15 protein-coding genes are annotated in these 12,447 nt (G+C 67.9%); 4 read left to right on the top strand and 11 right to left on the bottom strand.

The window, feature by feature from the left end:
- The first annotated feature begins 28 nt into the window (after nt 1-28).
- Both L942_RS03180 and L942_RS03175 read left to right on the top strand, forming a co-directional pair.
- A complete protein-coding gene (locus tag L942_RS03180; protein WP_037354636.1) occupies nt 29-1,288 on the top strand; it encodes a styrene monooxygenase/indole monooxygenase family protein in 1,260 nt (419 codons plus the stop codon).
- Nucleotides 1,288-1,590 carry an EthD family reductase gene (locus L942_RS03175; RefSeq protein ID WP_037354634.1) on the top strand — a complete coding sequence of 101 codons (303 nt, stop codon included), beginning with the start codon at nt 1,288-1,290 and terminating at the stop codon, nt 1,588-1,590. The genes L942_RS03180 and L942_RS03175 overlap by 1 nt, the downstream gene beginning before the upstream one ends.
- Here the strand turns inward: L942_RS03175 and L942_RS03170 are convergent.
- Nucleotides 1,569-2,594 carry a helix-turn-helix domain-containing protein gene (locus L942_RS03170; protein WP_051165682.1) on the bottom strand — a complete coding sequence of 342 codons (1,026 nt, stop codon included), beginning with the start codon at nt 2,592-2,594 and terminating at the stop codon, nt 1,569-1,571. The genes L942_RS03175 and L942_RS03170 overlap by 22 nt on opposite strands.
- A 152-nt stretch (nt 2,595-2,746) precedes the next feature.
- The gene (locus L942_RS03165; RefSeq protein ID WP_037354632.1) at nt 2,747-3,667 is read right to left on the bottom strand and encodes a LysR substrate-binding domain-containing protein; all 921 of its coding nucleotides are present in this window, start codon (nt 3,665-3,667) and stop codon (nt 2,747-2,749) included.
- Nucleotides 3,668-3,755: 88 nt separating this feature from the next.
- Here L942_RS03165 and L942_RS03160 point away from each other — a divergent pair, with 88 nt between their 5' ends.
- Nucleotides 3,756-4,946, top strand: a complete 1,191-nt coding sequence (locus tag L942_RS03160) for a cytochrome P450 (protein ID WP_037354823.1) — start codon at nt 3,756-3,758, stop codon at nt 4,944-4,946.
- A gap of 13 nt (nt 4,947-4,959) precedes the next feature.
- On the top strand, nt 4,960-5,283 hold the full coding sequence (locus L942_RS03155; RefSeq protein WP_037354629.1) for a 2Fe-2S iron-sulfur cluster-binding protein: 324 nt from the start codon (nt 4,960-4,962) through the stop codon (nt 5,281-5,283).
- Nucleotides 5,284-5,310: 27 nt separating this feature from the next.
- Here L942_RS03155 and L942_RS03150 read toward each other — a convergent pair whose 3' ends face one another.
- The 9 genes from L942_RS03150 to L942_RS03110 form a co-directional block, all read right to left on the bottom strand.
- Complete coding sequence (locus tag L942_RS03150) at nt 5,311-5,589, bottom strand: hypothetical protein (protein ID WP_037354627.1); 279 nt, start codon at nt 5,587-5,589, stop codon at nt 5,311-5,313.
- 171 nt (nt 5,590-5,760) lie between these two features.
- The gene (locus tag L942_RS03145; protein WP_037354624.1) at nt 5,761-6,375 is read right to left on the bottom strand and encodes a DUF4190 domain-containing protein; all 615 of its coding nucleotides are present in this window, start codon (nt 6,373-6,375) and stop codon (nt 5,761-5,763) included.
- A gap of 72 nt (nt 6,376-6,447) precedes the next feature.
- A complete protein-coding gene (locus L942_RS03140) occupies nt 6,448-7,017 on the bottom strand; it encodes a helix-turn-helix domain-containing protein (RefSeq protein ID WP_037354622.1) in 570 nt (189 codons plus the stop codon).
- A gap of 44 nt (nt 7,018-7,061) precedes the next feature.
- Nucleotides 7,062-8,387 (bottom strand): MFS transporter, encoded by a 1,326-nt coding sequence (locus L942_RS03135; protein ID WP_037354619.1) that lies wholly within the window; start codon nt 8,385-8,387, stop codon nt 7,062-7,064.
- 181 nt (nt 8,388-8,568) lie between these two features.
- The gene (locus tag L942_RS03130) at nt 8,569-9,525 is read right to left on the bottom strand and encodes a PDR/VanB family oxidoreductase (protein ID WP_037354617.1); all 957 of its coding nucleotides are present in this window, start codon (nt 9,523-9,525) and stop codon (nt 8,569-8,571) included.
- Between the two features lie 21 nt (nt 9,526-9,546).
- Nucleotides 9,547-10,290 (bottom strand): SDR family NAD(P)-dependent oxidoreductase, encoded by a 744-nt coding sequence (locus tag L942_RS03125; RefSeq protein ID WP_037354614.1) that lies wholly within the window; start codon nt 10,288-10,290, stop codon nt 9,547-9,549.
- On the bottom strand, nt 10,287-10,790 hold the full coding sequence (locus tag L942_RS03120; RefSeq protein ID WP_037354612.1) for an aromatic-ring-hydroxylating dioxygenase subunit beta: 504 nt from the start codon (nt 10,788-10,790) through the stop codon (nt 10,287-10,289). The genes L942_RS03125 and L942_RS03120 overlap by 4 nt, the downstream gene beginning before the upstream one ends.
- A complete protein-coding gene (locus L942_RS03115; protein WP_037354610.1) occupies nt 10,783-12,048 on the bottom strand; it encodes an aromatic ring-hydroxylating oxygenase subunit alpha in 1,266 nt (421 codons plus the stop codon). Before L942_RS03115 ends, L942_RS03120 begins: the two co-directional genes overlap by 8 nt.
- A 12-nt stretch (nt 12,049-12,060) precedes the next feature.
- The gene (locus tag L942_RS03110; RefSeq protein WP_037354607.1) at nt 12,061-12,441 is read right to left on the bottom strand and encodes a hypothetical protein; all 381 of its coding nucleotides are present in this window, start codon (nt 12,439-12,441) and stop codon (nt 12,061-12,063) included.
- Nucleotides 12,442-12,447 lie beyond the last annotated feature (6 nt).

The raw sequence follows: 12,447 nt of genomic DNA, 5'->3' as shown, positions 1-12,447 counted from the left end.
CGTCGCACGCCTCAACGAGGAGACGCAGATGCCAGACATCGGGATCATCGGAGCCGGCACCGCGGGCCTGCACCTCGCGCTCCTGCTCCAGCAGGCCGGGATCCCCACCCGGATCTACTCGAACCAGACCGCCGAGCAGGTGGCGGCGGGGCGCCCGCAGAACAGCGTCTCGCACCACGCGCCGACGATCGCGCGGGAGAGCGCGATGGGGGTCAACTTCTGGCCCGCCGAGGAATACGGCTACCAGGTGCACTTCCACCACCTCAACGTGCCGGACGGGCCGCCGGTCTTCCGCGGCGATTTCCTGCGTCCCTCGCGCGTGCTGGACTACCGGATCTACCTGCCGCGGCTGATGGCCGAGTACGAGGACCGGGGCGGGACGATCGAGCAGCGCGCGGTCGAGCCGGGCGATTTCGAGCAGCTCGCGCGCCGGCACGACCTGATCGTGGTGGCGGCCGGGAAGCGGTCGTTCGCCGAGTATTTCGGGGAACGACCGGAGATTTCCCCGTACGCGAAGCCGCAACGGCATCTGGCGGTCGGGTTCTGGGACGGCGTCGCGCAGACCGATCCGCGCGCGGTGACCATGAGCATCTCGCCCGGCCACGGCGAACTGCTCGACCTGCCGATCACGACGTTCGACGGCTGGGCGAGCGCGCTGCTGTGCGAGAACGTGCCCGGCGGCGACCTGGAAGTGCTGATGACGCAACGGGAATCCGACGATCCCGAGGCCTATCGCCTGCTGATGCTGGAGAAACTCAAACAACACCATCCGACCGTCTACGAACGCATCGACCAGTCCCGGTTCCGGCTGATGCGTCCCGGAGACATCCTGCAGGGCGCGGTCCGGCCGGTGGTGCGGGAGGACTACCGGCTGCTCGACGACGGAACCGTGGTGCTGGCACTCGGCGACGCGCATTCCACGGTCGACCCGATCACCGGACAGGGTGCCAACTCCGCGTCCTTCGAAGCACAGGTGACCGCGGACGCGGTGATCGAGGACGGCGTGGTCGACGAGCGCTTCGCGCAGAAAGTCGCGCTGCGCCGCCGTGAACGGGTCGACGGGCTGAGCACGTGGGTCAACACGATGATCGCCACGCCGACTCCGCCGCACGTCCAGGAACTCCTCGGCGCGATGTCCGGAATGCGGACGCTGTGCGACGAGTTCACGGAGAATTTCAGCTATCCGCACCGCAACGGAGATATGCTCGCCACTCCGGAACGGGTCGCCGCGGCGATCGCCCGGCACGCCGCGATCGGAGCCGATCCCACCGAGCTCAAGGGAGAATGATGCACAAACTCCTCGTCCTCTACCCGCCTCCGGTGGACCCCGCGGCCTTTTCCGCCCATTACGAAAATCAGCATCTGCCCTTGGTCCGGCAATTGCCGGGGCTGCTCGGCTGGCGATACAGCCTGCGGGTGCACGCTGAACCGGAAAGCCCGTATTTCGCGGTGTTCGAAGCGGAATTCGCCGACGCGGACGCCTATGCCGCGGCGATGGCTTCCCCGCAGGGCGTCGCGGTCCGCGAGGACGTGCCGAACTACGCCACCGGCGGCGCGCTCGTGCTCGACTACCCGGTCGCCGAGGCCTGACCCCGCCGCCTTTCGCCGCGCCGCGCGTTTTCCAGCGAGGCGCGGCGAAACGCGCTCGGCGCCATGCCGACTTGCTGCCGGAACGTGCGGGAGAAATGCGAGGCCTCCGGGTATCCCCAGGCCGCGGCGATTTCCGCGATGGCCCGGTGCGCGTGCAGCGGATCGCTCAGTTCCCGGCGGATCGCCTCGATGCGCCGCTCCCGGATCCAGGCCGACACGGTGGTCCCCTGGTGCTGGAACAATCCGTGCAAATGCCGGGTGGAAATGAACACCGCGCGGGCGATGCGGTCCGGATTCAGGTCGCTGTCGCCGAGGTGGTCCAGAATGTACTCCCGGATGCACAGCATCAAGGACAAATGTTCGCGGTCGCCTTCGGTGGTGCGCGCCAGCGCGGCGGTGCTCAGCAGCGCGGAAATCAAGTCCACCGCGGTGTGCACCACGCGTGCGGCCGCGGGGCCTTCCAGGGACGCGAAATCGTGCGAGATCTCGGTGAGCAACGGCGTGACGAGCCGGGTCAGCGATTCCTCCGGGCCCAGCGAGATCGCGGTGATCGTCTTGATCTGGTCCGGGCTCGGGCTGACCAGGTCGCGCGGGAACATGATCACGACGGTGTCGACGGGACTGGCGAAGCGCAGGTCGTAGGGGCGCGCGGTGTCGTACACGCTGATGCTGCCGGGCAGCATCAGCGCGGTGCGATTGTCCTGCACCAGCTCGCCGGTGCCTTCGATCATCAAGGTGATCTTGTAGAACAGCCGGCGGGACACGTCGATGAGCGCCTGGGTCCGGTGCACCTCGTGCGGGGTGACGCGCAGCCGCGAGAAGAACACGTCGTCGAGGACGCGGCCGCGGATGGTGCCCGCGAACTGGCCGTCGCTGAGGTCGTCGACCATCAGCGGCACGAACGAGGACGACACCACGCGCTGCCAGGCAAGCGCGGATTCGGTCGCGAACGCGACCGGCGGCAGGAGGGTGGCGCTCCGTTTCCTGGTCGCCGGGGTTGCCATGGATCCTCCTCCGACTTCAGTGTCGAATGGCCTGCTTAAGAAGGTAAACGGCGGGCGGAAGCCGCGCACGGACGCCGCGTGCTGATTCTCGCCAGCGAAGCGGGTGCCTCGCTTGTCCGGGCGCGCACAGCACTGCACTCCGCCCGCAGGATTCAGCCGCGGCGGCGCGGGTCCAGCAGCTCGGCGTTGCGGGTGGCGAAGGCGGCCAGCGCCGCGGCGCGATCGTTGAGCCGGACCTCGCGGGGCCACATCATCAGCACGTTCGCGACCGGGTCCGCCGGCGTGATCTCGCACAACGCGAGCGGCAGGTCCTCGTAGGACCGGTTCACCGTGGGGCGCTGGATCAGCACCGAATAGCCGAAGCCGCGCGCGACGAGCGAGCGGGTCAGCTCGAAATCGGTGGTCCGCTGCTCCACCCGGGGCTCGGTGCCGGCTCGCTCGAACAGCATCCGGGTGTGCTTCGCGGCGGGCGGCAGATCGAGCATGATCATGGGTTCGTCGGCCAGTTCGGCGACGGACACGGTCTCGCGGTCCGCCAGCCGGTGTCCGGCGGGCAGCAGCGCATACGGCGGCGCGCTGTAGAGCCGCACGGAATGCAGGCCGTCGGGCAAGGCGATGTCGTAGCCGATCGCCAGGTCCAGTCCGCCGGCGAGAAGCCGGTGCGGCAGTTCGGCCTGATTGCCGGTGACGACGGACAGGTCCACGCGCGGGTGGTGGTCGCGGACCCATTTCATCAGGATCGGGACCACTGTCGGGGCCACCGTCGAATAGCAGCCCAGCACCAGCGGCCCGGCGAGTTCGCCGTCGCCGCCCGCGGCCGACCGTTCGAGCTCGTCGGCCTCGCGCAGCAGCGCGGCGATCCGTCTCCGCAGGTGCTGGCCGGTCGGCGTGAGCGTGATGCCGTGGGCCTTGCGGCGGACCACGAGCTGGCTGCGCAGCACGCGTTCCAGTTCGGTGAGCGCGGAGGCCACCGCGGTCGGCGTGACGTGCAGGGCGGCGGCTGCCGACGAGATCGATTTCGCCTCCGCGACGGCGGCGAAGTACTCGAGCTGGCGCAGGGTGTAGCGAGGCATAACCAACCTCTGCTGTGGTTATTGGCAGGTTATTTGAACTTTACCTGCGGTGGTGGGCTGGATCACGCTGATCGGCGAGGAGGTCGAGATGACAACCGACAGCACGACGGCCCAGGAGATCCCGACCGCGGAGTGGGTGGAGATCCCCGCCCTCTACGCCGATCCGTACCCGATCTACCGGCGATTGCGCGAACTCTCGCCCGTCCACTGGATTCCGGCGGTCGGCCGTTGCCTGGTCGTGGGCTACGAAGCCTGCCACGAGATCGAGGTGGACCAGGAACGCTTTTCCGCCGACGAGGACCAGTCGCTGATGAAGCGGTCCATGGGGCACAGCATGCTGCGCAAGGACGATCCCGAACACGCGACGGACCGGAAGGCTTACGGCGGCGTACTCCGGCCGAAAGCGATCAAGCAACAGTGGGAAGCGGTCTTCGAACGCAACTACCGCACCTGCGCGGAACGGTTGCGTGCGGCGGGCCCCGGCGCGGACCTGGTGGCCGAGTTCGCCGCGCCGTACGCCGCGGAAAACCTTCGGGATGTTCTCGGTTTCGCCAACGCCGCCCCGGAGGATTTGCAGCGCTGGTCGCAAACCCTCATCGACGGCACCGGAAACTACGCCGATGATCCGCAAGTGTGGGCCGCTGCGGAGCGTTCGTCCCGCGAGGTCGACGAGGCAGTGGACGAAATGCTGCCGGTGTTGCGCGACCAGCCCGACGGCTCCCTGTTGTCCGCCCTCGGAGCTTCCGGGATGCCGCTGGAAGCCTTGCGGGCCAACGTGAAGATGACCATCGGCGGCGGCCTCAACGAGCCACGGGACGCACTCGCGACCACCGCGTGGGCATTGCTGACCCACCCCGATCAACTGGCCGCGGTGCGGGAACAGGACCGTTGGCAGGACGCCTTCGAGGAATCGATCCGCTGGATCGCGCCGATCGGCATGTACCCGCGGCAGACGACGCGGGACACCGAGGTGGCCGGAGTGGCGATTCCGCGCGGCACCCGGCTCGGCGTCGTGGTCGGCGCGGCGAACCGTGATCCGGCGGTGTTCGCCGACCCGGAGTCCTACGACATCGACCGGCCCCGCAAACCGCATCTCGCCTTCGGCGGCGGCAACCACTTCTGCGCCGGCGCCTGGGTCGCGAGGACGTCGGTGGTCCGGGTGGCGTTGCCGCGCCTGTTCGCCGAGTTCCCAGAACTGCGCCCGGATCCGGTCCATCCCGCGACGGTCGGCGGCTGGGTCTTCCGCGGGGTGTTGAGCCTGCCCGTGCACTGGAACTGACGAGGAGCTTCGGATGCCCAAGGTCACTTTCCACTACGACGGCGCCGCCAGCACGGTCGTCGCGAAGGACGGCAGCAACGTGATGCGCGCTGCCGTGGAGAACGGGGTCGACGGGATCGTCGGCGAATGCGGTGGGCAAGCGATGTGCGCGACTTGCCACGTGTACGTCCGCGCGCCGTATCTGTCTGTGTTGCCGCCGCTGTCGGAGGAGGAAGACGAGATGCTGGAGTGCACCGCGGCGGAGAGAGACGGGGAACGGAGCCGGCTGGGGTGCCAGCTCACGTTAGGCGGGGCGCTTGAGGAGATTGAGGTGGACTTGCCGGAGACGCAGATCTGAATCGTCCGTTGTCGCCGAGCACGGTGGTTAGGCCGCGGACCGCGGGACGTCGGCGGCGGGCAAATCGATCGCGGCTCGACCGGCGTCGGTCAGGAGCGCCGGGACGCGTTCACCGCGTCGGCCCGCGCGCTGCGGGACCACCAGGGCGAATCGGGCGAGGCGGTGGGCGGTGAACTGGTCACAGCACGGGACGCCGTCGATGTAGAGGTCGGGTTCGCAGCTGCAGGTCATTTCGGCGCGGCCGAGGCCGACGGCGGTGAGAGTGGCTCGCTCGCGGTGGTTCAGCGGGAGGATCTGGGCCGACATGACTGCCTCGCTGGTGGGTTCGCTCAGTGCTTCCCTTCACTGTCCGAGATCAATCTGGTGCCAGCCAGATCCAGTTTCCGGCCAATTTCGTGGTACCAGCAGCGGTGCTCGCGGCGGCGCCGGACGTTCCCTCAGTCCGGGGTGCGCCGCCGCGAGCGGGCGGTCTCGGGATCAGAAACCGTCACACGAGGCGGTCGCGAAGTTGCCCGACGCCTTCGCTGTCTTGGCTTCCTTGCCGTCCACGATGACCTTGCAGGTCACCTCTCCGCCCTCGGTGCCGGTGGTCACCATGAGGCTGCCGCCCTTGAACAGGCCCTTCGTGGAGATGTCTTTCGACCACGGGAGGGCCTGCGGGTGCTCCTGGTTGGTGGACGTGCTGCCGTCGCCGAAGGTGGTGTAGGTGATCGAGGCGTCCTTCGCGGTGCCGGTGACCTCGTAGTGGACCGTCACGGAGCGGTTGGCCTCGTTGTTGACGTCGTTGACCACCTTGGCGGCCGTCGCGAGCCACACGATGCAGATCACCAGGCCGATCACCGACAGCACGAGACCGGCGATCGAGAGGCCCTTGTTCGTGGCCTTTCCGGAACGGGTCCGGACGAAGCCGAGTGCGGAGAAGATGATCCCGAGGATCACCAGCGGCCACGCGACCAGCCCGACGACCGGGATGAACGAGAAAATCAGGCCGATCAGTCCGAGCACGAACCCGGCGGTGCCGAGACCGTTCTTCGGCGGGGCGGGCGGGGCCGGATACGGCGCGGGCGGCGGAGGATAGTCAGGGGCGGACATGCGAGCCTTTCGTGATCGAACGTGCACAAGCAGGTCGCGCAAATCGCCGCCGGTGTTACGCGATGTCCGAAATCACTGTGCGCGCGGCGCCACGTGCACCCGCTCGCCCTGCAGTCCGAAGAGGATCAGCAGCTCGACCGCGCCACCGTCGGCCGAGCCGAGCCAATGCGGTTCGGTCGTGTCGAACTCCGCGGCTTCGCCGGGCGGGACGGTCAGGTCCTTCGCGCCCACGATCAGCCGGAGACGGCCATTGAGGACGTACAACCATTCGTAACCGTTATGCGTTTTCAGCGCGGGTTCGGCGAGGCAGCCGGGGATCAGCATCTTGTACGCGTGCACCCCGCCCGGCCGGCGGGTGAGCGGCACGTAGGTCATCCCGTGCTGGTGGATCGGGCGCAGGTGCACCCGCGGGTCGCCGGCCCGGGGCGCGCCCACCAGGTCGTCGATCGGCACGTCGTAGGCGCGGGAGAGCGGGAGCAGCAGTTCCAGGTTCGCTCGGCGCTGACCGTTTTCCAGCCGGGACAGAGTGCTTTCCGAGATGCCGGTCTCCGCCGACAGATCGGCCAAAGTGATGCCGCGCCGGTTGCGCAGGGCTCGCAGCCGGGGGCCGACCGCGTCCAGGACTTCGTCGATATCCCGCATGCGCCCCAGTCTCGCCGAAGCGGCGGGACTGGGGCGCGTCCGCGTCAGCTGACCAGTTCGGCAGCCGGTTTCGCGGCACGGCGCGCGGGGGCGGTTTCCGGGAGAAGGAGCAGGCAGACCAGGCTCAGCACGAGCAGCGCGGCCAGGTAGTAGCCGACCGCGATCGCGTCTCCGGTCGCGGCCACGATCCGGTTGGCGATCATCGGCGACAGGCCGCCGCCCAGCACCGCGCCGACGTGGTAGCCCACGCCGAGGCCGGACTGGCGCTGCTCCCGGGGGAACAGTTCGGCGAACCAGGTGTACATCGGTCCGAAGAGGATCCCGGTGGCGGTGAAACCCAAGAGCAGCGCGAGGAAAACCGAGCTGATGGCGCCTGCCGACGCGATCGGGAACATCACGAGCGCGGCGACGATCGACAGGGCCGAGCCGGTCAGCATCACCGGTTTGCGGCCGATTCGGTCGGACAGCCAGGCGGATCCGACGTTCGCGGCGGCGTGGCAGAGCAGGGTGATCGTCGAAATGGTGACGATCGGGGCGCGGGGGAGGCCGAGCCCTTCGGGAGCGGCCGCGGTCGCGTAGGACAGCATGAACGTGACGAGCGCGAAAGTGCTGGCGGTGAGGCCGAGGTTCGCGCCGGCGATCAGCAGCAGGCGTCGCCAATTCGAACGGAGGACGTCGGCGAGCGGCTTTTTCGCCCGAGTTTCCGCGGCGGCCATTTTCTCGAATTCCGGGCTTTCCGAAACGCCCCGGCGGACCCAGATGCCGATCGCGAGCACGACGCCGCCGGCCAGGAACGGGAGACGCCAGCCCCAGTTCAGGACGTCGTCGTTGGGCAGCAGGAGGACCAACGCGAAAGCCAGGTTCGCCAGCACGACGCCGATCGGCGAGCCGAGTGCGACGAAGGAACCGTAGAGGCCGCGTCGTTTTTCCGGCGCGTGTTCGACGGCGAATACGGCCGCGCCGGCGCTTTCCCCGCCGCGGGCAGCGCCGTGCAACAGGCGCAGCCCGACGAGCAGCAGCGGCGCGGCGATGCCGAGCACCGCGTACGGCGGGAGCACGCCCATGCCCAGCGTCGCGAAGCCCATCAGCAGGAACGCGGCGTACAGGGCGGTCCGGCGGCCGCGCCGGTCGCCGAGCCAGCCGAAAAGCGCCGCGCCGAGCGGGGCCATCACGAAACCGATGGCGAAGGTCGCGAGGCTCATGAAGGTGCCGAACCAGGCATTGCCGGTTTTGAAGAACACCGATCCGAATACCAGCGCCGCCGCGGTGCCGTAGATCGAGAAGTCGTACATTTCCAGGGAAGTGCCGACGCCGGCGGCGAATCCGAGCCGCAGCACGCCGGGAGAATGCGCTTCGTCGCGCTTGGCCATAGCCGGCCTTTCGTCTTCTCGCGCCAACTGCGCGGAGTGTCCGGTGGGGATAAATGGTGGACACAGTTTAGGGAAAACGTGACGAAGGAGGCAAAGCCTGATTTACGGCGGATTGATAAACAAAATCTATCAATTAATCGACGCCGCGGCCGGAATCGTGAGGATTCCGGCCGCGGAAGACTCAGTACAGTTCGATCACCAGTTTTTCCGAACGGGCCCGCGACACGCACAGCGCCATCTGGTCGCCGGAAGCCTTGTCACTGGCCGAAAGGCACTGGTCGCGGTGCTCCGGCGTGCCCTCCAGCACTCCGGAAACGCACGAACCGCAGATGCCTTCCTCGCACGATTTGAACACCTCGATCCCGTTTTCGGTCAGCACCGACAGGATCGACCGGTCGGCCGGGATCTCGAACACTTCGCCGGTGTCGAGTTCGACGGTGAACGCCCGGTCGCCACTCGGGTCGACCTCGGCCGCGGTGAAATGTTCGACGTGCACCTGCGATTCGCCGACCACCGGCGCGAACACGCCGGTGACCTGCTCCATGAACCCTTCCGGACCGCACGTGTACACGTGTGCGGAGGAACCGAGCCCCGCCGCCACCTCGGTGAGCACCGCGGGCTGTGCACCGCGCGGCACGCCGAAATACAGCAGTACCCGATCCCGGAATTCCGCGTGTTCTTCCAGCAGTGAAACAAAAGCCGCCGAGTCCCGGTTGCGCGCGAAGTAGTGCAGTTCGAATTGCGCGCCGTCCGCGTGCAGCTGATAAGCCAGGCTCAGCAGCGGAGTGATGCCGATGCCGCCCGCGATCAGCACGTGCCGATCAGCGTCCGGAGCGAGCGAAAGCAGGTTCCGGAACTCGCCGATCTCGAGCTTGTCGTTCTCCGCGACGGTGTGCAGCGCCTCGGAGCCGCCGCGCGAGCCCGGCTCCCGTTTCACCGCGATGAGCAGCGACGACGTGTCGTCCGGCCGCCCGCACAGCGAATACTGACGCAGGATCCCGGTCGGGCCGGTGACGTCGACGTGCGCGCCGGCGGGATGCGGATCGAACGGCAGGCCGTCGGCGCGCACGAGGCGAAGCGCCCGGATCCCGGGCGCTTCCTCGACGACCTCGGCCACGCGGACCACGGTGTTCGGCATCGGCTCTCCGTTTCAAGCGGTTCAGCGCAGGTAAAGGCCGCCGTTGGCGTCCCAGCAGGCCCCGGTGACCGAGGCCGCGCCTGGCGAGGCGAGCAGCGACACCATCCGCGCGATGAACGCCGGGTCGCCGAGCCGTCCGACGGGGATGTTCTTCGTGAAGGCCTCGAGGTTGTCCTCGCCGACGATCGACCGCACCATCGGGCTGTCCTGCGGCCCGGGCGACACGGCGTTCACGGTGACGCCGCGCGGCGCGAGTTCCCGCGCGAACACCTTCGTCGCGGACATGATCGCGCCCTTGGACGACGCGTAGTGCCCGCCGGTCGCGGTGCCGCCGTTCTGGCCGGCCAGCGACGCCATGTTCACGATCCGCCCGTAGCCCTGTTCGGCGAAGTACGCGCCAAAAATCTGGCAGGCGGTGAACGTGCCGGTGAAGTTGACCGCGAGGACCTCGTCGAGGTCTTCCGGCGTGATCTCCATCAGCGGCCGCGCTTGCGTGCGGGCCGCGTTGTTGACCAGCACCTGGACGCTGCCGAAATCGCGGACGACGTCGTCCTTCAGCCGCGCCAGCGCCGCTCGGTCCCGCACGTCGACCGCGTAACCGCGGCAGTTGCGCAGTTCCGCGGCAAGCCTCTCGGCCGCTTCGCCGTCGACGTCCACGATCGCGACGCGGTACCCCTCGTCGTGCAGCTGACGCACGATCGCTTCGCCAAGCCCGTTCGCGCCGCCGGTGACTACCGCGACGTGCGGTTCCGCGGGCGCGCTCACAGCAGGAATCCCGCGGCCGGAACGGCGTCGTCGCTGTTGACCAGCCGGACGACCTTCAGCGCGATCCGGTCGCCTTCCGGACCGTCGGGGGAGAACCGGATGCGGTGCACCAGATCTGCCGCCCACAGGTCGTGGTTCCCGCGCTTGTACGCGACCAGGATCTGTGCCGAGCGCAGCACGACTTCTTCGTCGGTAACGGTTTCCGGCACGAATCGGGACACGGTGCGGACCGTGCGAGCGGAATCGACGGCGGCGAGCGCGTAGCCCTCGGTCATCCGCGCGACGCGCATCTGCCGCATCCGCGCGTCGTCGTAGACCATGTTCAGCGAGCCGGCGAAATCGTCGGTTTCCCGGTCGATCGGGATGACGTAGATCCCATCCTCGGCGAACAGCTTTTCCCACTCGTGGTATTCGGTGCGGTCCAGCAATTCCGCTTCGCGGTTGACGAGGTCGACCGCACGCGCGACCCGGGGGTCAGTGGTGGGGATGGTTTCAGTCATCGCCCATCATCTCCTTCCACTGGGCGTACGCGGCGCGCATGCCGGTTTCGTCGGTGACGTGCGAGGTCGGCCAGCCTTCCGGGCTCGCCTTTTCCCGCGCCAGCCCGCGGTTGACCAGGATCGGCAGGTCTGGACCGCCGTGCGCCCCGCGCTGCACCCGGTCCCAGCCCTCGGCGTCGTCCGGCGTGCCGAAGCCGAACGGGCCCTGGAAATGTTCGTGGATGCGCAGCCGTTCGCGGTTGACCACGTCCAGTTCCGGCGGTCCGTCCGGGCCGATCGCGACGTGTTCGATCAAGGTTTCGTTGACCGAAATCGGCCGCAGCACCCGGAAAAACGCCGCGGACATCGAGACGTTCGGGAACAGGTTCAGGTTGAACCCGGTGCCGTGCATGGCCCGGACCACCTTGCGCACCTGGGCTTCGTCGAGCGTCTTCGACAACTCGGCCACGACGTGGTCGAACCGGGCCTGCAGCGGTTCGGTGCCGTCGTCGACGTCCAAATCGGAGTGTTCCGGCACCATCTGCATGACACTGTGGCCGTTGCCGAGCGCGTGCGTGATCGCCGACGGATCGGTCATGAACGACATCATGTCGGCCGTTTCCGCGTCCACCGACGCCATCCACGACCGGTGCACGATCGGGAAGTGGTAGCCGTCGGTGGTGTTTTCCAGCTGGATTTTCCAGTTGCCGCGGAACTTGAACTGGTGCTTGCCCAGCACCTTGATCGGGTAGCCGCCGCCCTGCTTCATGAACCGGTCGATCCACAGTTTCGCGTCGCCGAGGAAGTCCTCCAGCGATTCGCCGTCCTCGACGAAGGTCGCGAAAACCATGCCGCCGTACGACTCGGTGCGCAGCTTCTTCAGCGACAGTTCGCCCTTTTCCAGCACGCCTTCATAGCCGTCCGGGTAAGGGATGCCGCGCAGCTTGCCGTCGAGGCCGTAGCTCCAAGCGTGGTACGGGCAGGTGAAGCCATTGACCTTGCCGCTCGGCTTCTCGCACAGGCTCGCGCCGCGGTGGCGGCAGCGGTTGAGCATCGTGTGCAGCGTGCCTTTGCGGTCCCGCGTCACGATGACCGGCTGGCGGCCGACGTAAGTGGACTTGAAGTTCCCCGGCTGGGCCAATTCGCTTTCGTGCGCGACCCACACCCACGAACGTTCGAAGATCTGCGTCATCTCGCGTTCGAAGATGTCCGGGTCGGTGTAGAGCCGGGCGGCGACGCGGTCGCTTTCGGCGAAATCGGCGGGCACTGTCTCAGTCATGAGGTCTCCGGTTCAGTCGGGCAGTTCGACGTCTTCGCGGACGGTCAGCGGACGGCCGATCCGGGCTTCGATCTTGGCGAAGCGCCACAGCTTGACGCCATTGCTGCCGACCTCCGTGGTGCGCAGCAGGTTGCACCCGGCCTTGACGGTTTCCTGGCTGTCGGCGTCGGCGAGGATGTAGCAGGTCCACGGCCAGCCGTCGGACGGCCCGACCATGTGCGAGTCGTCGTCGATGTCGCCGATGAAAGTGATGCCCGGCAACGCTTTCAGCTGGTCCATCATGGACACGAACGCCTGCCAGACGTCGCCGATGGCGATGCCGTCGGCGGGCAGGTCGAAGAAGTTCTGGTTGATGCCGATGCAGAAAAGCACCCGCAGGGGCTGCGTGCTCACGGTCGG

The sequence above is a fragment of the Amycolatopsis orientalis DSM 43388 genome, from assembly GCF_000411975.1.
Taxonomy (GTDB): domain Bacteria; phylum Actinomycetota; class Actinomycetes; order Mycobacteriales; family Pseudonocardiaceae; genus Amycolatopsis; species Amycolatopsis orientalis_D.
Note: the sequence above shows the minus strand (reverse complement) of the source record. Positions and strands in the feature narration are given on the sequence as shown.

Bases quoted from the DNA above. Each gene is read 5' to 3' on its own strand.
- L942_RS03120 (WP_037354612.1), bottom strand. From the start codon at position 10,790: ATGACTGAAACCATCCCCACCACTGACCCCCGGGTCGCGCGTGCGGTC.
- L942_RS03180 (WP_037354636.1), top strand. From the start codon at position 29: ATGCCAGACATCGGGATCATCGGAGCCGGCACCGCGGGCCTGCACCTC.
- L942_RS03130 (WP_037354617.1), bottom strand. From the start codon at position 9,525: ATGCCGAACACCGTGGTCCGCGTGGCCGAGGTCGTCGAGGAAGCGCCC.
- L942_RS03150 (WP_037354627.1), bottom strand. From the start codon at position 5,589: ATGTCGGCCCAGATCCTCCCGCTGAACCACCGCGAGCGAGCCACTCTC.
- L942_RS03140 (WP_037354622.1), bottom strand. From the start codon at position 7,017: ATGCGGGATATCGACGAAGTCCTGGACGCGGTCGGCCCCCGGCTGCGA.
- L942_RS03160 (WP_037354823.1), top strand. From the start codon at position 3,756: ATGACAACCGACAGCACGACGGCCCAGGAGATCCCGACCGCGGAGTGG.
- L942_RS03170 (WP_051165682.1), bottom strand. From the start codon at position 2,594: ATGGCAACCCCGGCGACCAGGAAACGGAGCGCCACCCTCCTGCCGCCG.
- L942_RS03115 (WP_037354610.1), bottom strand. From the start codon at position 12,048: ATGACTGAGACAGTGCCCGCCGATTTCGCCGAAAGCGACCGCGTCGCC.
- L942_RS03165 (WP_037354632.1), bottom strand. From the start codon at position 3,667: ATGCCTCGCTACACCCTGCGCCAGCTCGAGTACTTCGCCGCCGTCGCG.
- L942_RS03155 (WP_037354629.1), top strand. From the start codon at position 4,960: ATGCCCAAGGTCACTTTCCACTACGACGGCGCCGCCAGCACGGTCGTC.
- L942_RS03175 (WP_037354634.1), top strand. From the start codon at position 1,288: ATGCACAAACTCCTCGTCCTCTACCCGCCTCCGGTGGACCCCGCGGCC.
- L942_RS03135 (WP_037354619.1), bottom strand. From the start codon at position 8,387: ATGGCCAAGCGCGACGAAGCGCATTCTCCCGGCGTGCTGCGGCTCGGA.
- L942_RS03145 (WP_037354624.1), bottom strand. From the start codon at position 6,375: ATGTCCGCCCCTGACTATCCTCCGCCGCCCGCGCCGTATCCGGCCCCG.